This window comes from Noviherbaspirillum galbum (assembly GCF_010974945.1).
Taxonomy (GTDB): domain Bacteria; phylum Pseudomonadota; class Gammaproteobacteria; order Burkholderiales; family Burkholderiaceae_D; genus Noviherbaspirillum; species Noviherbaspirillum galbum.
The window spans coordinates 29195-48110 of sequence record NZ_JAAIVB010000079.1; the positions used below are offsets into that span (position 1 = coordinate 29195).

Consider the following 18916-nt stretch of genomic DNA (forward strand, 5'->3'; position numbering starts at 1 on the left):
GATGGACATCGAACTGAACGGCGCGCCGCACGCGGTGGCGGAGAACCAGAACGTGCAGGACCTGATCGCCTCGCTGGACCTGGCCAACAAGTCGCTCGCGGTCGCGATCAATCGCGAGATCGTGCCGCGCGCCCGGTGGAATGAGCGCGTGCTGCGGCTGGGCGACAAGGTGGATATCGTCAAGGCCATCGGGGGCGGGTGAGCGTTGGCTCCCTGAGCGACACCAAGGAGGATTCCCTCCCCTTCAAGGGGAGGGCTAGGGTGGGGATGGGGTTCCGAAGCGATCAAAGAATGTTCTTTGCTTGCGAAGGAAACCCATCCCCATCCCCGCCTTCCCCTTCAAGGGGAAGGAGCTTCCAGGGTCGATCTTAGGGGATGCCATGCACGGACAGACAAATGCCAAGCTAACGACGGCCGCACGACAGCTTCGACGCACGATGACCGACGCAGAGCGAAAACTCTGGCATCTGATACGAGGAGAGCAGCTTGGCGTGAAGTTCAGGAGGCAGCACCCGTTCCGCAATTTCATCCTGGACTTCGTCTGCCTCGAACAAAGGATCGTCATCGAAGTCGACGGCTCCCAGCATGCGGAGAACAGGCTCTACGACGATGCACGCAGCATCGCATTGGAGCAAGCAGGTTTCCACACCCTGCGGTTCTGGAACAACGAAGTACTCAGCCAACCGGATGCCGTGCTGCAGGCCATCTGGAACGCCTTAAACCCACGAACTTTTCCTCCCGGGGAGAAGGTCAAGGAGATCTCAAGATCATGACCCAAGACACAAGCAATGAAGGCCTCACGATCGCCGGCAAGACCTACCGCTCCCGCCTGCTGGTCGGCAGCGGCAAGTACCGCGACCTCGAGCAGACCCGCCTGGCCACCGAGGCCAGCGGCGCGGACATCATCACCGTGGCGATCCGCCGCGTGAACATCGGGCAGGACCCGAATGCGCCCAGCCTGCTCGACGCGGTGCCGCCGACGAAGTACACCATCCTGCCCAACACCGCGGGCTGCTACAACGCCAAGGACGCGGTCTATACCCTGCAGCTCGCGCGCGAACTGCTGGGCGGCCACAAGCTGGTGAAGCTGGAAGTGCTGGGCGACGAGAAGACCCTGTTCCCCAACATGCCGGAGACGCTCAAGGCGGCCGAGACGCTGGTCAAGGATGGCTTCGACGTCATGGTGTATTGCAGCGACGATCCCATCCAGGCGCGCATGCTGGAAGAGATCGGCTGTGTGGCGGTGATGCCGCTGGCGTCGCTGATCGGCTCCGGCATGGGCATCCTCAATCCCTGGAACCTGAAGTTGATCATCGAGCAGGCCAAGGTGCCGGTGCTGGTAGATGCGGGCGTGGGAACCGCCTCGGACGCGGCCATCGCCATGGAACTCGGCTGCGACGGCGTGCTGATGAACACCGCCATCGCTGGCGCGAAGGACCCGATCCGCATGGCGCGAGCGATGAAGCTGGCGGTGGAAGCAGGCCGAGAAGCCTATCTCGCCGGACGCATTCCAAAGAAATTCGCCGCCTCACCGTCCTCGCCGATGGAAGGCCGGGCAACATGACATCGGGCACCCGGCCGGCGGTGCTCATCTTCGCCGGCTCGGATCCGAGCGGCGGCGCGGGCATCCAGGCGGACATGCAGGCCGTCAACGCCTGCGGCGCGCATCCGCTGACGGTGATCACCGCATTGACGGTGCAGGACAACGACCGCGTGTATGAAGTGCATCCCGTGCCGGCCGAACTGGTGCGCAGGCAGGCCGACGCATTGATCGGGAAGATCGACATCGCGGCGGTGAAGATCGGCATCGTTGGCAACCGCGCCAACGCGGAAGCGATCGCCGGCCTCATCAGGCTGCTGCGCCAGCGCCGGCCGGACCTTCTGGTGGTGCTCGACCCGGTGCTCGCCAGCGGCAACGGCGATCCGCTGGCGGCGGAGAATGCCGTACAGGCGATCTCTCCCTTGCTGCCGCTGGCCACGCTGCTCACGCCCAATCTTCCCGAGGCGCGTTCGTTGTGCGGCGGCGAAACCCGCATCGAAGCCCAGGCCGGCATGCTGCTGGAACATGCCCCCCATGTGCTGATCAAGGGCGGGCATGGCAGCGGCGAGCTGATCGTCAATGGCTGGTTCTCGCGCGAGAAGCATCTCACCTGGACCTGGCCGCGCCTGGAAGGCAGCTTTCATGGCACCGGCTGCACCCTGGCGTCATCCATTGCCGCCTTGCTCGCCTGCGGCAAGCCCATGGCGCAGGCCATCGAAGATGCGCAGGCCTACTGCCACCAGGCGCTCGCCGAGGCATATGCGGTCGCCGATGGGCAGCGCATGCCGCAGCGCTTCGTTTCCATCGACACTTAACCGAACACTGACAGGAGTCCGCATGAAGGGACTGTATCTCGTCACGCCCGACTGGGATGACACGGAAAAAATGCTTGCCGCCACCGAGGCCGGACTGCGCGGCGGCGCCGCCGTCGTGCAGTATCGCCACAAGACGGCGTCGCCGGCGCTGCGCCGCGAACAGGCCGGACGTCTGCAGGCGCTGTGCAAGCGCCATGGCGTGCCTTTCATCGTCAACGACTTCATCGATTTGTGCCTGGAGCTTGATGCCGACGGCATCCATGTCGGCGGGACGGACATGGCGGTGGCCGACGTGCGCAAGGCGGTGGGTCCGTCCAGGATCGTCGGCGCGTCCTGCTACGGCAGCCTGGATCTGGCGCGGCAGGCGCATCAGGCGGGGGCGAGTTATGTTGCCTTCGGCGGATTCTATCCGTCTCGGGTGAAGAAATACGAGGTCGCGACACGGCCCGAGATCGTCACGCAGGCGAAGGCGGAGATCCCCCTGCCGAACGTCGTGATCGGCGGGATGACGCAGGAGAACTCGGCGCCGCTGGTCGCGCTGGGGGCCGACATGGTGGCGGTGATCAGCAGCGTGTACATGGTGGAAGAGGTCGAAGCTGCGGCGCGCGGATTCGCGGGGTTGTTTGCGAAGGAGGGATGAGGGTGAGGAAGGGTTTCGGTCACATGCAAAGAACGGCATCTCGTTCGCTCCGGATATCTACGCTGTCCTTTGCTCGCACCGGAAACCCATCCCTACCCCAACCCTGCCCTTGAAGGGGAGGGGGTCTGAAGGGAACCTAATCAAACCTCTCCAGCGCCACCACCAGCTTCTCAAGATCCTCCGGCCCGTTATGCAAGGCCGGCGTCACCCGCACGAACCGCTCCCCGCCAAGCTCCGGCGCGCAGGTAAAGATCCGATGCTGTTCCATCAGGTAATTCACCACAGCTTGTCCATCCATGTCCGCGACGCGGAACGCGGCGATCGCGCCTGAGCGCGCCGATGCCTCGGGCACCAGCATCTCGATGCGCCGGAAGCTGCGCACCCGGTCCACCCAGCAATCCTTCAGGTAACGCAGGCGCGCTTCCTTGTTGGCGCTGCCGATGGCCAGGTGGAAGGCGATCGCATCCTCGATCGCGAGCACCGGCCCTGGCGGCGTGGTGCCGAAGTGCGCGAGCTTGCCGATGTCGCCGGCTGCATGGCTGACGTCGCCGAACAGCGGCGAAATGTCGGCGATCCTTTCCTTGCGCACGTAGAGCAGGCCGGCGCCGAGCGGTACGCCCAGCCACTTGTGCAGGTGCCCGACCACGAAGTCGCAGCCCAGGTCGGGGATGCGGTAGGCGAGGTGGGCGAAGGAATGCGCGGCGTCGAGCAGCACGTCCACACCGCGCGCTCTTGCCATGGCGGCGATCCTTGCCACCGGCAGGATCTGCCCGGTGCGGTGCAGGACGTGGGTGAGGATGATGGCCCGCGTACGCGGCGTGATGGCGCGCTCGTAGAGGCTGACGAGCTGTTCGTCGCTGTCCACCTGGAAGGGCTGGACGACCTGGTTGATGGTGAAGCGGCCGCGCTGCGCCATCATCTTCACCGTTTCCTCGACGCTCGCGTAGTCCTGGTTGCCGATGAGCAGTTCGTCGCCGTCGCGGAAAGGATAGCCCTGGATGAGGATGTTCATGCCTTCCGTGGGATTGCGCACCACCGCCACTTCGTCCGGCGAGACGCCCGCGAATTCGGCGAGGCTGCGCGTCACCTGCCGCAGCCGCTCCGGATAGCGGTTGCGCAGGAAGTACGTGCCTTCCGCATATACCGCGCGCTCGTGCGCGGCGCAGGCGTCGAGCACCGGCGCGGCGGGCACGCCGAACATGCCGTTTTCCAGGTTGATGAATTCGTTCGAAAGACGATACTGGGCGCGGATGCCGGACCAGTAGGCTTCGTCGTCCGGGGCGATACGCTGCGTGTTTTCCGGGGGCACATTGACCTCGCTGTCAGAAAGATAAGGGAATTGTACGTGGCGGTGGCAAGCATGTCACAGCGCGTCCATCGTTCGCGCGATGCGCTGCGCCAGGTCGGGCGAAGCGGGAAGCATCGGCGCCCGCAATTCGTTCGTCATCCATCCCGACGCCGCTAGCCCAGCCTTCAGCGGACCGGGATTGGGCTCGGCGAACATCAGCCGCACCAGGGGCAGCAGACGATAGAACAGGGCGCGCGCCTCGTCGAGCCGGCCGGCGGCGGCGAGCGCATGCACGCGCACGAAGCAGGCGGGCCGCAGGTTGGCGGACGCGAGGATGCCTCCGGCGCCGCCGAGGGCAAGCGTGGACAGGAGTTGCGCGTCCTCGCCGGTCAGCACCTGCAGGCCGGTCTCGGCGATCAGGCGCATGGTCAGCATGGCATCGCCGCCGCAGTCCTTCACGCCATCGATGCGGGGATGCCGGGCGAGCGCTGCGAAGGTGTCGAACTCGATGCCCACGCCGGCGCGGTAAGGAATGTTATAGAGCAGGACCGGCACCTCGGCCCGGTCGGCCAGTGTGGTGAAGAAGCCGAGCAGCCCGGCTTGCGAGGGGCGGATGTAGGGCGGCGGCGGAACGAGCACGCCGGCGACCCGGCGCGACTGGATGCGGTCGAGCCGGGCCAGCACCTCGCGCTGGTTGCTGCCGGACAGGCCCATCACGATGGCCGCGCCGGGCACCGCATCGAGCACCGCGTCGAGGACGGCGAGCTGCTCCGTTTCGTCGAGGGCGGCGGCTTCGCCGGTCGAGCCGCAGACGACGATGCCGGCGACGCCGGCGTCGGTCATTTGCCGTGCCAGCCGGCGCAAGGCCGGAAAGTCGATTTCGCCATCGCGAAACGGTGTCGCCAAAGCGACCCAGATGCCTGAAAAACTGGACATGCATTTCTCCTAAGCTGAGACCGTCGGGTCACCGCCAGGGAGCGTGCAGGAAAACCGGGAAAGGGAGAACGAGACATCCGCCTTTGCGCCTGCTGTCCTGTCAGCCCACCTGACGGGACAGCGCGCCCCGGTCAGATGAGCGGCTGTTTTTTGGATTTGCTGCCGGTGACGCGCGCGCACGCCGTGCCGCGCCCGGGGGCGGCAACGATGGATTGCATGGCTGTTGGCGTGGCGTGGATCATGGCGTCGATAACAAGGCGTCCGGCAAGTATGGCCAAGGCTTGCCGGATCGTCAACCGTGTCCGGCGTTCGCGCCAGAATCGGTGCAGGAATCGTTGAACGAATCGATGATGGCCCGGGGTGCCGGAAGCGGTGCGGGCTTATAATCTCCTGATGCAAAATCTCCTCCACAACCTCAATCCCGAGCAGCTCGCCGCCGTCACGCTTCCCTCCCAGCATGCCATGATCCTGGCCGGCGCCGGGTCCGGCAAAACCCGGGTGCTGACCACCCGCATCGCCTGGCTGATCCAGACCGGACAGGTCTCGCCGGCGGGCATCCTGGCGGTGACCTTCACCAACAAGGCGGCCAAGGAAATGACGTCTCGCCTCGGCGCCATGCTTCCCATCAATACCCGCGGCATGTGGATCGGCACCTTCCACGGACTGTGCAACCGCTTCCTGCGCGCGCATTACCGCGACGCCGCGCTGCCGCAGTCCTTCCAGATCCTCGACTCGGGCGACCAGCTTTCCATGATCAAGCGAATGCTGAAGGCATTGAACGTCGACGACGAAAAATATCCTCCGCGCAACCTGATGTATTTCATCAACAACGCGAAGGAGCAGGGCTTGCGCGCGCAGGACGTCGAGGCCTACGACGACTACAACCGCAAGTTCGTGGAGCTGTACGACATCTACGACCAGCAATGCCAGCGCGAAGGCGTGGTGGACTTTGCCGAACTGCTGCTGCGCACCTATGAACTGCTGTCGCGCAGCCAACCCTTGCGCGAGCATTACCAGGCGCGCTTCCGGCATATCCTGGTCGACGAGTTCCAGGATACCAACGACCTGCAATACAAGTGGCTCAAGCTGCTGGCGGGCCAGAGCAACGCGGTGTTCGCGGTGGGCGACGACGACCAGAGCATCTATGCCTTCCGCGGCGCGAACGTCGGCAACATGGCCGCCTTCGAGCGCGAATTCCGCGTGCAGAACCTGATCAAGCTGGAGCAGAACTACCGCTCCCACGGCCACATCCTCGATGCGGCCAATACCCTGATCGCGCACAATACCCGCCGCCTCGGCAAGAACCTGCGCACCGACGCGGGCCACGGCGAGCCGGTGCGGATTTTCGAATCCAGCAGCGATCTCCAGGAAGCGCAGTGGCTGATCGAGGAGGTCAAGAGCCTGCTCAACGAAGGCTGGATGCGCAGCGAGATCGCGGTGCTCTACCGTTCCAACGCCCAGTCGCGGGTGATCGAGCACGCGCTGTTCACCGCAGGCATTCCCTACCGGGTGTATGGCGGCCAGCGCTTCTTCGAGCGCGCGGAGATCAAGCATGCGATCGCCTACCTGCAGCTCATGGACAATCCGCACAACGATTCAGCCTTCCTGCGGGTGGTGAACTTCCCGGCGCGGGGCATCGGCGCGCGCTCCATCGAGCAGCTGCAGGACGCGGCGCGCCAGCACGGCATGTCGCTGTACGCCGCCGTGCCGCACGTCAGCGGCAAGGCGGGCAGTTCGCTGGGCGGCTTCGTCAGGCTGGTCGAGCGCATGCGCTTCGAGAACCAGACCATGCCGCTGCAAGAAGTGGTCAAGGCGATGCTCGACGCGAGCGGCCTGATCGCGCATTACCAGACCGAAAAGGAAGGCGCGGACCGCATCGAGAACCTGGAGCAGCTCGTCAGCGCGGCCATGCTGTTCGTGTCCGAGGAAGGCTTCGGCATCGATGCGCCGGCCTTCGCCGGGCCGAAGGCGCAAGCCGTCGCCGGGCCGGCGCTGGTCGACGGCGAGGAAGTGGAAGTCATCGACGCCGATGCGCCCCTGCCCACCGTCATGTCGCCGCTCTCCGCCTTCCTGTCGCATGCTTCGCTGGAAGCGGGCGACAACCAGGCCCAGGCGGGCCAGGATGCGCTGCAGCTCATGACCGTGCACTCGGCCAAGGGACTGGAATTCGACGCGGTGTTCATCACCGGCCTGGAAGAAGGCTTGTTCCCGCACGAGAACAGCACGCAGGAAGAAGGCGGCCTGGAAGAGGAGCGGCGGCTGATGTACGTCGCCATCACCCGTGCCCGCAAGCGGCTCTACATGAGCTTCTCCCAGACACGCATGCTGCACGGCCAGTCGCGCTACAACATGCGTTCGCGTTTCTTCGATGAATTGCCCGATGCCTCGCTCAAGTGGCTGTCACCCCGGGTGCAGCAGCACAGCTGGTTCGCCCAGCGCAAGACCGCCTGGGACGACGTGCCGGAAGCGGGCGTCAACGCCATCGCGCAGAGCTTCACCCGCAAGGATGCCGGCTGGCGCATCGGCGAAAGCGTGGCCCATGCCAAGTTCGGCGAAGGCGTGATCGTCAGCATCGAGGGCAGCGGCACGAATTGCCGGGCGCATATCAACTTCGGCAAGCATGGGATGAAGCTGCTGGACTTGAATATCGCGAAGCTGGAGAGAGTGGCGAAGGCGTGAGGGTGTAAGGCGCGCCGGCTACCTCGCTCCCTCCCCTTCGAGGGGAGGGGGATCTCACATCAAGCTTCCAACTTGTCTTGTCCCGGCTGCGGCGTCTCTCCAGGCCGCCCGAACACATGGGTGTACGTCGGATAGAACGAGCAGTACATCACCACCGTCAGCACCAGCGACAGCGGAATCAGCACCAGCGACACCACCAGCAGGCGGCCGAAGATCAAGGCCACGACGCTGCTGAGGATGGCGGGCAGCAGCACGCCGACCAGCACCCAGGCCAGGCCGTAGACCAGGAAGGCGCGCCCCGAGCGCTGCACCGCGAAAAAGCTGTAGAACAGCGCCTTGCCCACGCCCATGCGCTGCCAGGCGATGAGGGGCGCGGCGTACCAGAACGCCATGGTCGCCGGCGTATAGACCAGCGCGGAAAACATCATCGCCAGCGTCATGTTCGAGCCGCGCAGGGTCTCGGCGTCGAGCGCCTTGCGGCCGCTCATGACTTCGAGGAACAGGCCGCCGTCGACCGGCGCCGAGGCCAGGACCGCGACGATGGCCGCGACCACGTACAGCACGCCCAGCTTCAGCAAGGGGACGAGCGACGGCGAGCGGAATCCGGTCACGAGCAGGTTGGGATAGACCTTCTTGCCCTGTTCCACCTGCAGGCAGGCCTGCATGAAGGACATGGAAAACACCGGCACCAGCAGCAGCGGCAGCAGTTGCCCGATCACCGGCAGGATGCCCAGCGCCAGCATCAGGAACATGTAGCTCAGGAACAGCGTGGCCATTTCGAAGGGCTGCTTGCGGAAGAGCGAGAAGCCTTCCTTCACCCAGAGCCAGCCGACGCTTGCGGGGAGTTTTTGCATGGTCAGAACAGGAGGGGGGCGGGATGGTCGATGCGCTGGCGGAGGATGCGCTCGAAATGCGTCGGATCGTGCGGCGTGAGCATCTCCGCTTCGCGCGGCAGGTAGAAGTCGTACAGCCGCGACAGCCAGAAGCGCAGCGCGCCCGCCTGCAGCATGGGTTGCCAGGCGTCGCGTTCCGCCTCGGTGAAGGGGCGCACCGCATGGTAGGCGTCGAGCATGGCCTTGGCGCGATCCAGGTCCAGCGCGCCGGTCCGCAGGTCGATGCACCAGTCGTTGACGGTCACGGCGATGTCGAACAGCCAGGTATCGCAGCAGCCGAAGTAGAAATCGAAGAACCCGGTCAGCCTGTCCCCGGAAAACATGACGTTGTTGCGGAACAGGTCGGCATGGATGGGGCCGCGCGGCAGGGCGCGGTAGACAGGCGAGGCGGCGAAGGCGTCCTGGGCGTGGATTTCGGCGCGCAGCAGTTCCTTCGGTCCGTCCGGCAGGTAGGGCAGGACCACCGGCGTGGTCTTCAGCCACCAGTCGAGGCCGCGCAGGTTGGGCAGGTGCATCGGGAAGTTCTCGCCGGCGATGTGCATGCGCGCCAGCATCGCGCCCACGGCCTCGCAATGCACCGGCTTCGGATCGAGCTGGGACTCGCCCTCCAGCTTGGTGACGATGGACGCCGGCTTGCCCTTGAGCGTATGCAGGATGTCGCCTTCCAGGTTGGCGATCGGCGCCGGCACCAGCACGCCGCGCTCGGCCAGGTGGCGCATGAGATGAAGATAGAAGGGCAGTTGCTCCGCCGTCAGCTTTTCAAAGATCGTCAGGACGTATTCGCCCGTTTCCGTTGTCAGGAAAAAGTTGGTGTTTTCGATGCCGGAAGAGATGCCCTTGATGGCAAGCGCGCGTCCGAGGTTGAACTGGGTGATCCATTGCGAGAGGTCATCAAGGGTGACCGGTGTAAAAACTGCCATGAGCGAAATTGAAAGTGGTCTGAAGGTCGGGTCGGGCGCTATCTTACTGCTTTGCAGGCGCTGATGGGGCAGATGCAGGCGTCGAGGGCGGCGGCGGAACGGGTGCGGCCTGCCCGGCGGCCGGTTGCTCGGGCTGTTCCCCCGGCTTGGCATCGCGCGGATGGTTGAACAGGTCGAACTGGAACACCTCCCACTGGGCGCCGCGATTCGAGGTGCCTTCCTGGTCGCCGGGCTGGGCGCTGCCGGCCGGTTCGTTCGGCTTCACGACATAGGTGCTCTTGCCGCTGGTCACCTTGACTTCGGTGACCTTGCCTCCGGGAGCGCGGCGTTCCTCGATCTGCCGCTCCGGCGGCTTGCGGATGGTGACCGCCGGCTGTTCGCCTTCCTCGAGCTTTTCGAGGCGGGGCGGGGGCGGCGCGTCGTTTCGTTGCGCCTGGGCGGCTGCCAGGCTGGCAAATCCGGCGAGCAGGCCGGCGGCGAGGCCGGTTGCCAGGCGATGGGAGAGGGGAGGCATGATGTCCTTGGGCTACGTTGGCTGCGTTGAGAAAACGGCAGGCCGGGGCAGGTCCGGCCATGCCGTCATTTTATCAAACGCACCCGCGCATTCCGCGGATTCTGCGGATTCCTAGAGATAAGCGCCTGCTTCCTTGCTCTCGGGCGTAAGCAGGTCGTTGCGCGCTTCATAGAAGGCGAAGATGGCGTCGACCACGTTCGCGGGTTCGTCGATCAGTTGCACGATGTCGAGATCGCCCGGAGCGATCAGGCCGTTGGCCGCGAGGCTGCCGCGGAACCAGTCGATCAGGCCGGCCCAGAAGCGGGTGCCCACGAGGATGACGGGAATGCGGCGCGACTTGCCGGTCTGGATCAGGGTGAGCGCCTCGGTCAGTTCGTCCAGCGTGCCGAAGCCGCCGGGCAGCACCACGTACGCATCTGCGTACTTCACGAAGGCGACCTTGCGCGCGAAGAAATGCCGGAAACTGATGGAAATGTTTTGCCAGGCGTTGGCGGTCTGTTCGCGCGGCAATTCAATGTTAAGTCCAACCGACGCGGACTTCCCTTCGAAGGCGCCCTTGTTCGCCGCTTCCATGATGCCCGGCCCGCCGCCGGAAATGACGGCCAGGCCGGCATCCGACAGCCGGCGCGCGATGTCGACGGCGGTTTCGTAATAGGGATCGCCGGGCTTGATGCGCGCCGAGCCGAAGACCGAGACCGCCGGCCGCAGTTCGGACAGCCTTTCGGTGGCATCGATAAACTCTGCCATAATCGTCAACATATGCCATGATTCGCGCGCCTTCTTCGCGGTGGCGCGCTCATCGTCCGCGAGCTGATGCAATCGCGGCACGTTTTTTCCATTTGACACCATATGAACAAGACCCTGTTGTTGGTTGACGGCTCGAGTTACCTTTACCGCGCCTTCCATGCCATGCCTGACCTGCGCAACGCGGAAGGCCAGCCCACCGGCGCGATCTACGGCATCATCAACATGCTGCGGCGCTTGCGCAGCGACTATCCCGCAGCATACATCGCGTGTGTATTCGACGCAAAAGGCAAGACCTTCCGCGACGACATCTATCCGGATTACAAAGGCCATCGCCCGCCCATGCCCGACGACCTGCGCAAGCAGGTCGAGCCCATCCACGAGGCGGTGCGCGCCATGGGCTGGCCCATCCTGTGCGTGGAGGGCGTGGAAGCAGACGACGTGATCGGCACGCTGGCGGTGCAGGCGGCGCAGGTCGGCATGAACGCCATCGTCTCCACCGGCGACAAGGACATGGCCCAGCTGGTGAACGGGCAGGTCACCCTCATCAACACCATGAGCAACGAGACGCTCGACCGCGAGGGCGTGATCGCCAAGTTCGGCGTGCCGCCGGAGCGCATCGTCGATTACCTCACGCTGGTGGGCGACGCCGTCGACAACGTGCCGGGCGTGGCCAAGGTCGGCCCCAAGACCGCCGTGAAATGGATCACCCAGTTCGGTTCGCTCGACGAGATCATCGCGCGCAACGCCGAGATCGGCGGCGCGATCGGCGAGAACCTGCGGAACGCGCTCGACTGGCTGCCGCAGGCGCGGTTCCTGCTGACCGTGAAGACCGACTGCGACCTGGCGCCGCACGTTCGATCCATTGAGGAATCGCTCATGGCCAAGCCCACGGATGACCAGGCGATGATCGACTTCTACCGCAAGTACGGGTTCAAGACCTGGCTGCGCGAGATGACCGGCGAAGCCGGCGGGAAGCGGCCGGCGGCCCAGGTGCATGCCGGGTCGGGCGCGGTCCATCCGCGCGCGGACCCGCAGGCCGGCCTGTTCGACGGCGAGGCGTCCGCTCCTCTGACGAGCGACTATGAAACCGTCGTGACCGAGGCGCAGCTCGACAAGTGGCTGGGCACGATCGACGCCGCCGAACTGACCTCGGTGGATACAGAAACCACGTCGCTGGATGCCATGCGCGCCGAACTGGTGGGCATTTCCCTGTGCTGCACGCCTGGGCAGGCCGCCTACATTCCGGTCGGCCACCGCTACCAGGACGTGCCGCCGCAGCTCGATCGCGACATGGTGCTCGCCAGGCTCAAGCCCTGGCTGGAAAACCCGGAGAAGCGCAAGGTCGGCCAGAACATGAAGTACGACAGCCACGTGCTGCAGAACTACGGCATCCGCATCCAGGGCGTGGCGCACGATACGCTGCTCGAGTCGTATGTGTTCGAGTCCCACAAGAGCCATGACATGGACAGCCTCGCGCTGCGCCACCTCAACCGCAAGACGGTGACCTACGAGGAAGTCTGCGGCAAGGGTGCCTCGCAGATCGGCTTCGACCAGGTCGCGCTGGACCGCGCCACCGAATATGCGGCCGAGGACGCCGACGTCACCCTGCAGCTGCACCAGGCGATGTGGCCGCACGTGGCCGAGGACAAGGGCCTGACCTTCATCTACGAAAAGATCGAGGTGCCGACGGCGGTGGTGCTACAGAAGATCGAACGCAACGGCGTGCTGATCGATACCCAGTTGCTGGCTGCCCAGTCGCACGAGCTCGGCGTGCGCATGCTCGAGATGGAGCGCCAGGCCTACGACCTCGCCGGCCAGCCCTTCAACCTGAATTCGCCGAAGCAGATCGGCGAGATCTTCTTCGACCGGCTCAAGCTGCCGGTGGTCAAGAAGACGCCGTCCGGCACGCCCTCCACCGACGAGGAAGTCCTGCAGAAGCTGGCGGAAAACTATCCGCTGCCGAAGGTCCTGCTGGATTACCGCGGCCTGTCGAAGCTCAAGTCCACCTACACCGACAAGCTGCCGAAGATGGTCAATCCCGCCACCGGGCGCGTGCACACCAACTACGCGCAGGCCGTCGCCGTGACCGGGCGCCTCGCGTCCAACGACCCCAACCTGCAGAACATCCCTGTGCGTACCGCCGAGGGGCGGCGCATCCGCGAAGCCTTCATCGCGCCGCCGGGCAGCGTGATCGTGTCGGCCGACTATTCGCAGATCGAGTTGCGCATCATGGCGCACATCTCCGAGGATGAAGGCCTGCTGCGCGCCTTCGCCGCCGGCGAAGACATCCACCGGGCAACGGCGTCCGAGATTTTCGGCGTGGCGCCGGAAGAGGTCACGAGCGAGCAGCGCCGCTATGCCAAGGTCATCAACTTCGGCCTGATCTATGGAATGAGCGCCTTCGGCCTGGCGAGCAACCTCGGCATCGAGCGCTCCGCCGCACAGATGTACATCGACAAGTACTTCCAGCGCTACCCCGCGGTGGCGCGCTACATGGCGGACACGCGCATCGAGGCCAAGGCGCATGGCTTCGTCGAGACCGTGTTCGGCCGCCGCCTCTGGCTCTCCGAGATCAATTCGCCCAACGGCCCGCGCCGCCAGGCCGCCGAACGTGCGGCGATCAATGCGCCCATGCAGGGCACGGCGGCCGACCTCATCAAGCTGTCGATGATCGCGGTGCAGGATTGGCTGGAAGCGCAGAAGATGCAATCGAAGATGGTGATGCAGGTGCACGACGAACTGGTGCTCGAAGTGCCGGAACAGGAATTGTCGTATATTCGTGACAATCTGCCGAAATTGATGAGCGGCGTGGCAAGCCTCAAGGTGCCGCTGCTCGCCGAAGTCGGCGTCGGCAGGAATTGGGAAGAAGCACACTGAACAACTCGCGAATGGAGGTAGCAGATGCGGAATTTCAAGGATGACTTCGATAGCCTCGTGGGCAAGTCCACGCTGTCGGAGGGCGTGGACCGCCGGGATTTCATGAAGGTGGCGCTGGGCACCGGCTTCGCCGCGGCAGTCATGCCCGTGGCGGCGCAGACCATGATCAAGACCGACACCGCCGGCCTGACGGCGGGCACGGTGCAGATCGACGTCAAGGGGCAGAAGGTGCCGGTCTACCGCGCCCAGCCGGAAGGCAAGTCCAACCTGCCGGTGATCCTGGTGGTGTCCGAAATCTTTGGCGTGCATGAGCATATCGCCGACGTCGCGCGCCGCTTCGCCAAGCTGGGGTATCTCGCGCTCGCGCCCGACCTCTTCGTGCGCCAGGGCGACCCGGCGAAATATCCGGCCATCGCCGACGTGATGAAGGAAGTCGTTTCCAAGGTGCCCGACGAGCAGGTGATGGGCGACCTCGATGCCGTGGTGGCCTATGCGAAGTCGAACGGCGGCAATACCGACAAGCTGGGCATCACCGGCTTCTGCTGGGGCGGCCGCATCACCTGGCTTTACTCGGCCCACAATCCCAAGGTCAAGGCGGGCGTCGCCTGGTACGGACGCCTGGTCGGGGACAAGACCGCACTGGCCCCGCAGCATCCTGTCGACATCGCCGCCTCGCTGACGGTGCCGGTGCTCGGCCTGTACGGCGGCAAGGACCAGGGCATTCCCCTCGATACCGTCGACAAGATGAAGGCGGAACTCGCCAAGGGCAGCAGCAAGTCCGAATTCGTGGTGTTCCCGAATTCCGGCCATGCCTTCCACGCCGACTACCGGCCGAGCTACGTCGAGGCGGACGCCAAGGAAGGCTGGAGCAAATGCCTGGCCTGGTTCAGGCAGCACGGCGTTGCGGCCGACAATGGCTGATCCCGGTTGATCCCGGGCTGGCCACGCCTGGTCACGTCCGCAGCGACTTCGCGCAGGCCCCGGTGCCTGCGCGAAGTCAAGTCCAGCCCCATTCTTGGTTTGCCGAAAGCAGTCGACTATGCTTTAATTTGCAACTTTGTTGCAAAGTCGCGGCCGCGGCGGCGCCACCGTATCGCCAGGGGCAAGAAAATCAACTCCACCTTTTCATCCATTCTGCTTGCGACCCTCATCGCCGGCGCGATCAGCATTTCCGCCGCGGCGGTGTTTTCCTTCGCCTTCCTGTCCCGCATGGTCGAACGCATGGTCAGCCTGTCGGTCGGTATTCTCCTGTCGACCTCGCTGCTGCATGCCCTGCCCGAGGCCTTCGAGTCTGGCGCGGATACGCATGCCTTGTTTGCCACCCTGCTGGGCGGCCTGCTCGGATTCTTCCTGCTGGAAAAATTCGCCATCCTGCGTCATTCCCATCATCACGAAGGCGACGGCCATGGCCACGAACACGGGCATGACAAGCACGAGGCCGGCCGCTCCGGCTGGATGATCCTCGTGGGCGACGGCCTGCACAACTTCACCGACGGCATCCTGATCGCCGCCGCCTTCCTGGCCAATCCCAACCTCGGCATCATCACCGCGCTGGCCATCGTCGCGCATGAAATCCCGCAGGAGATCGGCGACTTCATCGTGCTGCTGAATGCCGGTTTCAGCCGGGTCCGGGCTTACGCTTACAACCTGATATGCAGCCTGATGGCGGTCGTCGGCGGCATCGTCGGCTACCTCATGCTCGACCGCGCGAGCGGCTGGATTCCCTATGTGCTGGTGTTTGCTTCCTCGGGGTTCATCTACATCGCGGTCAGCGATCTGATGCCGCAGATGCAGCGTCGGGCGACGGTGCGCGAGACCATTCCGCAGGTCTTGCTTGTGACGGTGGGGGTTTGTGTGGTGTTGTTCTTGACGGGGAGAATGCATTTGCATTGAGGGGAGTGTAGCGAGGGGTGTCCCGCGACCCGCTGGCGTTTGCGCTAACCGCTGTCGTCTTGCAACGCTCTGTCATCCCTACAATGCTCTGTCATTCCCGCGAAGGCGGGAATCCCATTTTGCCTGCCCATCCCCCGCACCCGACACCAGCACCCCTCAACTTCCAGTCGCAACCGGACGCTTCGCATCAGCGCACCATTCGCTCCAGGAGCCAGGATACAAGCTCGCGCCCGTCATGCCCGCGACCTCGAGCGCCAGCAGGTTATGGCAGGCGGTCACCCCCGAGCCGCACTGCATGACGGCCTTCTCCACGTCGGGGACGATGGCGCCCAGTTCGTTGCGCAGTTGCGAAGCCGGCTTGAAGCGGCCGTCGGCCGCGAGGTTGTCCTTGAAGAAGCGATTGACCGCGCCCGGGATGTGCCCGGCGACCGGGTCGATGATTTCGTTTTCTCCGCGGAAGCGGTCGGGCGCGCGGGCGTCGACCACCAGCCTGCCGCCAGTGCCGAGGCTGGCGACGAGTTCATCGACGCCGACCATCGGCACGCGCGAAGCCTTGGCAGTGATCCCGCCGGCGGGACGCGCCGCGACTTCGGTCACCAAGGGCTGACCCGCGGCCTGCCATGCCGGCAAACCGCCATCCAGCACCGCCACCGCCTCGTGGCCGACCCAGCGCAGCATCCACCAGAGGCGTGCCGCGAACATGGCGCCGTGGGCGTCGTAGGCGACGACCTGCGTGCCGTCGTTCACGCCCCAGCGGCGCAGCGTGGCGATGAAGGCGTCGCGGGAGGGCAGGGGATGTCGTCCGCGGAACGCGCCGTCCGGGCCGGGCGACTTGTCCGACAGGTCGGTGTCGGTGTCGGCGAACTGCGCGCCCGGCAGGTGGCCGGCGTCGAAGGCTTCCCGTCCGGCGCGCGGGTTCATCAGGTCGTGCCGGCAATCGAGGATGACCCAGGAGGGATCGTGGATGTGCTGCGCAAGCTGCTCGGCGGAAATCAGGGTGGTGTGCATGCTAGACCTCGTTGGCGATGGGATCGTTCGCTTGGGTGACGGTGGGCTTGACCGCCGTTGCGGTGGCGCTGCGCGTATTGTAGTAGGTCGCCGCGAGGCCGCTGGCGAGGATGATGGCTATGCCGGCCCAGCCCGGCAGGCCGAGGCGTTCGTCCCAGATCAGCACGCCCCACATCGACGCGAAGACGATGCCGGTGTACTGCAGGTTGGCGGTCACGAGCGTCTTGCCGAGGCGGTAGGCCCGCGTCATGGCCATCTGCGCCGCGGTCGCGGTGATGCCGATCGACAGCAGCAGCGCCATGCCCTGCAGGCTGTGCGCATGGAAGGCGTTGCCGTGTTCGCCGACCTGGCCGATGATGCCGGCAATCAGCCCGGTCATGGAAAAGAAAAACACCACGCGGTATTCCGGCTCGCCCATTTGTCCCAGCTTGCGCACCTGCAGGTAGGCGAGCGACGACAGGAAACCCGACACCAGCCCGACCATCGCGGGAAACCATTGTTCTGCCTGGAAGCTTGGGCGCAGCAGCAGGGTCACGCCGACGAAGCTGAACAGGATCGCGGCGGTCAGGCCCCATTCGAACTTGCCACGGCCGCTCCACCAGCCGGCGCAGAACAGGATGGCCGCGATCCAGATCGGCGACATGTAGTTGAGCGTCATGCCGGCGGCCAGCGGCAGCTTGCCCAGCGCGAAGAACCACAGCCACAGCGCCACCACGCCGATGAAGCCGCGCCAGGCGTGATGCCAGGGATAGCGCGTGCGGAAGGTGCCGCCTTTCCACTGCACCAGGGTGAAGGTGAACAGCATGCCGACGATGCCGCGGTACATCACGATTTCGGAAGTGGAATAGAGCGAGGAAGCCATCTTCACGCACACTCCCATGATGGAGAAGGCGAAGCTGGCGAAGAGCATCCAAAGGGATTGCATGGGAAAACAGAAAGCCGCCGGACGAACCGGCGGCCGCATGAGGGAAGAATCGGAAATGATACGCGCAAAACCGCGTGCGCGCCCGGCAAGCGCCTAGCGAACCTCCAGCCTGCCGCGATACCACTCGTGGAAGTGCTGCATGCCATCTTCCATCGGCGACTGGTAGGGACCGACCTCGTTCACGCCGCGGTCGAGCAGGATGCGACGGCCCTGGTCCATGCGTATGCCGATCTCGTCGTCCTCGATGCAGGTCTCCATGTAGGCTTCGCGCTCCGCCGCCACGAACTCGCGCTCGAAGAGCACGATTTCCTCGGGATAGTAGAACTCCACGACGTTGGTGGTTTTCTGCGGACCGTCGGGCCAGACGGTGGACACCACGAGCACGTGCGGATACCACTCGACCATGATGTTCGGGTACAGCGTGAGCCAGATCGCGCCGTAGGGCGGCGGCACGCCGTTGCGGAATTGCATGACCTGTTCCTGCCACTTCTTGTACTTCGGCGTGCCGAAGCGGGAAAGCGCATGGTTCACGCCCACCGTCTGCACGCTGTAGTTCTCGCCGAATTCCCAGCTCAGGTCGTCGCAGGTGACGAAGTTGCCGAGGCCGGGATGGAAGGGCTCGACGTGGTAGTCCTCGAGATAGACCTCGATGAAGGTCTTCCAGTTGTAGTCGCACTGGTGGACTTCCACGTGGTCGAGCATGTAGCCGGTGAAGTCGAGATCCCGGGTGACGGAAAGCCGGGACATCGCCTGCGCCACGTTGAAGCCGTTCTGCTCGAACAGCAGCCCGTTCCAGCCCTGCAGCGGCGTGCGCGACAGGTTCAGGCAGGGCGTGTCGTTGAAATGGGGCGCGCCGATGAGCTCGCCCTTGAGGTCGTAGGTCCAGCGATGAAGCGGGCAGACGATGTTGGTCGCATTGCCGCGGCCGTCGAACATCTTGGCCTGGCGATGACGGCACACGTTGGACAGCAGTTCGATGCCTTGCTGGCCGCGGACCAGCATGCGGCCCTCGTTTTCCCATGCCAGCGTGGCATAGTCGCCCGCGTTCGGAACCATGAGCTCATGGCCGACGTAGCGCGGACCCTGTTGAAAAAGTTGTTTGATTTCCTGCTGCAGCAGCGCGTCGTCGAAGTAGACGTTGACAGGAAGCTGCGCGTTGGACCGCGCGAGCTTGGCCATATGAGCCAGATCGGACATCCCCACCCCCAAATTAATTTGCACCAACCTAAGAGAGAAAGAAT

19 protein-coding genes are annotated in these 18916 nt (G+C 64.8%); 9 read left to right on the forward strand and 10 right to left on the reverse strand.

Annotation, left to right across the window (positions count from 1 at the left end):
• The first annotated feature begins 1 nt into the window (after position 1).
• From thiS to thiE, 5 genes are all read left to right on the forward strand, one after another.
• A complete protein-coding gene (gene thiS, locus G3574_RS24555; protein WP_163968198.1) occupies positions 2-202 on the forward strand; it encodes a sulfur carrier protein ThiS in 201 nt (66 codons plus the stop codon).
• Between the two features lie 178 nt (positions 203-380).
• Entirely contained in the window at positions 381-773 is a 393-nt protein-coding gene (locus G3574_RS24560) for an endonuclease domain-containing protein (RefSeq protein ID WP_163968199.1), read from the forward strand.
• Positions 770-1564, forward strand: coding sequence for a thiazole synthase (locus G3574_RS24565; RefSeq protein ID WP_163968200.1), 795 nt, complete (start codon positions 770-772; stop codon positions 1562-1564). Before G3574_RS24560 ends, G3574_RS24565 begins: the two co-directional genes overlap by 4 nt.
• Entirely contained in the window at positions 1561-2355 is a 795-nt protein-coding gene (gene thiD, locus G3574_RS24570) for a bifunctional hydroxymethylpyrimidine kinase/phosphomethylpyrimidine kinase (protein WP_163968201.1), read from the forward strand. The genes G3574_RS24565 and thiD overlap by 4 nt, the downstream gene beginning before the upstream one ends.
• 22 nt (positions 2356-2377) lie before the next feature.
• A complete protein-coding gene (gene thiE, locus G3574_RS24575; protein ID WP_163968202.1) occupies positions 2378-2995 on the forward strand; it encodes a thiamine phosphate synthase in 618 nt (205 codons plus the stop codon).
• 136 nt (positions 2996-3131) lie between these two features.
• Here the strand turns inward: thiE and G3574_RS24580 are convergent, their stop codons facing one another.
• From G3574_RS24580 to G3574_RS24590, 3 genes are all read right to left on the reverse strand, one after another.
• Positions 3132-4304, reverse strand: coding sequence for an aminotransferase class V-fold PLP-dependent enzyme (locus G3574_RS24580; protein WP_163968203.1), 1173 nt, complete (start codon positions 4302-4304; stop codon positions 3132-3134).
• 54 nt (positions 4305-4358) lie between these two features.
• Complete coding sequence (gene dapA / locus G3574_RS24585; RefSeq protein WP_163968204.1) at positions 4359-5219, reverse strand: 4-hydroxy-tetrahydrodipicolinate synthase; 861 nt, start codon at positions 5217-5219, stop codon at positions 4359-4361.
• 131 nt (positions 5220-5350) lie between these two features.
• Entirely contained in the window at positions 5351-5515 is a 165-nt protein-coding gene (locus G3574_RS24590; RefSeq protein ID WP_163968205.1) for a hypothetical protein, read from the reverse strand.
• A 97-nt stretch (positions 5516-5612) separates the two neighbouring features.
• Here G3574_RS24590 and G3574_RS24595 point away from each other — a divergent pair, with 97 nt between their 5' ends.
• Complete coding sequence (locus G3574_RS24595) at positions 5613-7898, forward strand: UvrD-helicase domain-containing protein (RefSeq protein WP_163968206.1); 2286 nt, start codon at positions 5613-5615, stop codon at positions 7896-7898.
• 59 nt (positions 7899-7957) lie between these two features.
• Here the strand turns inward: G3574_RS24595 and G3574_RS24600 are convergent, their stop codons facing one another.
• The 4 genes from G3574_RS24600 to G3574_RS24615 form a co-directional block, all read right to left on the reverse strand.
• Entirely contained in the window at positions 7958-8752 is a 795-nt protein-coding gene (locus tag G3574_RS24600) for a BPSS1780 family membrane protein (RefSeq protein ID WP_163968207.1), read from the reverse strand.
• 2 nt (positions 8753-8754) lie between these two features.
• A complete protein-coding gene (locus G3574_RS24605) occupies positions 8755-9711 on the reverse strand; it encodes a homoserine kinase (protein ID WP_163968208.1) in 957 nt (318 codons plus the stop codon).
• Positions 9712-9754: 43 nt separating this feature from the next.
• Positions 9755-10225, reverse strand: coding sequence for a DUF2782 domain-containing protein (locus G3574_RS24610; protein ID WP_163968209.1), 471 nt, complete (start codon positions 10223-10225; stop codon positions 9755-9757).
• A 111-nt stretch (positions 10226-10336) separates the two neighbouring features.
• A complete protein-coding gene (locus G3574_RS24615; RefSeq protein ID WP_163968210.1) occupies positions 10337-11074 on the reverse strand; it encodes an LOG family protein in 738 nt (245 codons plus the stop codon).
• On the opposite strand from G3574_RS24615, the gene polA reads away from it, so the two are divergent.
• The 3 genes from polA to G3574_RS24630 all read left to right on the forward strand — a co-directional run bounded on the left by polA (position 11075) and on the right by G3574_RS24630 (position 15742).
• Positions 11075-13849 (forward strand): DNA polymerase I, encoded by a 2775-nt coding sequence (polA, locus tag G3574_RS24620; RefSeq protein ID WP_163968211.1) that lies wholly within the window; start codon positions 11075-11077, stop codon positions 13847-13849. It begins immediately after the preceding gene.
• A gap of 24 nt (positions 13850-13873) precedes the next feature.
• The gene (locus tag G3574_RS24625; protein ID WP_163968212.1) at positions 13874-14770 is read left to right on the forward strand and encodes a dienelactone hydrolase family protein; all 897 of its coding nucleotides are present in this window, start codon (positions 13874-13876) and stop codon (positions 14768-14770) included.
• 261 nt (positions 14771-15031) lie between these two features.
• Positions 15032-15742 (forward strand): ZIP family metal transporter, encoded by a 711-nt coding sequence (locus G3574_RS24630; RefSeq protein WP_328804847.1) that lies wholly within the window; start codon positions 15032-15034, stop codon positions 15740-15742.
• Between the two features lie 156 nt (positions 15743-15898).
• Here the strand turns inward: G3574_RS24630 and G3574_RS24635 are convergent, their stop codons facing one another.
• The 3 genes from G3574_RS24635 to G3574_RS24645 all read right to left on the reverse strand — a co-directional run bounded on the left by G3574_RS24635 (position 15899) and on the right by G3574_RS24645 (position 18872).
• Positions 15899-16750, reverse strand: coding sequence for a sulfurtransferase (locus G3574_RS24635; RefSeq protein WP_163968213.1), 852 nt, complete (start codon positions 16748-16750; stop codon positions 15899-15901).
• A 1-nt stretch (position 16751) separates the two neighbouring features.
• Entirely contained in the window at positions 16752-17675 is a 924-nt protein-coding gene (locus G3574_RS24640; RefSeq protein ID WP_163968214.1) for a DMT family transporter, read from the reverse strand.
• 93 nt (positions 17676-17768) lie between these two features.
• Complete coding sequence (locus G3574_RS24645; RefSeq protein WP_163968215.1) at positions 17769-18872, reverse strand: aromatic ring-hydroxylating oxygenase subunit alpha; 1104 nt, start codon at positions 18870-18872, stop codon at positions 17769-17771.
• Between the last annotated feature and the right edge of the window lie 44 nt (positions 18873-18916).

Bases quoted from the DNA above. Each gene is read 5' to 3' on its own strand.
- G3574_RS24605 (WP_163968208.1), bottom strand. From the start codon at position 9,711: ATGGCAGTTTTTACACCGGTCACCCTTGATGACCTCTCGCAATGGATC.
- G3574_RS24635 (WP_163968213.1), bottom strand. From the start codon at position 16,750: ATGCACACCACCCTGATTTCCGCCGAGCAGCTTGCGCAGCACATCCAC.
- G3574_RS24560 (WP_163968199.1), top strand. From the start codon at position 381: ATGCACGGACAGACAAATGCCAAGCTAACGACGGCCGCACGACAGCTT.
- G3574_RS24645 (WP_163968215.1), bottom strand. From the start codon at position 18,872: ATGTCCGATCTGGCTCATATGGCCAAGCTCGCGCGGTCCAACGCGCAG.
- thiE (WP_163968202.1), top strand. From the start codon at position 2,378: ATGAAGGGACTGTATCTCGTCACGCCCGACTGGGATGACACGGAAAAA.
- dapA (WP_163968204.1), bottom strand. From the start codon at position 5,219: ATGTCCAGTTTTTCAGGCATCTGGGTCGCTTTGGCGACACCGTTTCGC.
- G3574_RS24640 (WP_163968214.1), bottom strand. From the start codon at position 17,675: ATGCAATCCCTTTGGATGCTCTTCGCCAGCTTCGCCTTCTCCATCATG.
- polA (WP_163968211.1), top strand. From the start codon at position 11,075: ATGAACAAGACCCTGTTGTTGGTTGACGGCTCGAGTTACCTTTACCGC.
- G3574_RS24615 (WP_163968210.1), bottom strand. From the start codon at position 11,074: ATGGTGTCAAATGGAAAAAACGTGCCGCGATTGCATCAGCTCGCGGAC.
- G3574_RS24610 (WP_163968209.1), bottom strand. From the start codon at position 10,225: ATGCCTCCCCTCTCCCATCGCCTGGCAACCGGCCTCGCCGCCGGCCTG.
- thiD (WP_163968201.1), top strand. From the start codon at position 1,561: ATGACATCGGGCACCCGGCCGGCGGTGCTCATCTTCGCCGGCTCGGAT.
- G3574_RS24625 (WP_163968212.1), top strand. From the start codon at position 13,874: ATGCGGAATTTCAAGGATGACTTCGATAGCCTCGTGGGCAAGTCCACG.
- thiS (WP_163968198.1), top strand. From the start codon at position 2: ATGGACATCGAACTGAACGGCGCGCCGCACGCGGTGGCGGAGAACCAG.
- G3574_RS24565 (WP_163968200.1), top strand. From the start codon at position 770: ATGACCCAAGACACAAGCAATGAAGGCCTCACGATCGCCGGCAAGACC.
- G3574_RS24600 (WP_163968207.1), bottom strand. From the start codon at position 8,752: ATGCAAAAACTCCCCGCAAGCGTCGGCTGGCTCTGGGTGAAGGAAGGC.
- G3574_RS24595 (WP_163968206.1), top strand. From the start codon at position 5,613: ATGCAAAATCTCCTCCACAACCTCAATCCCGAGCAGCTCGCCGCCGTC.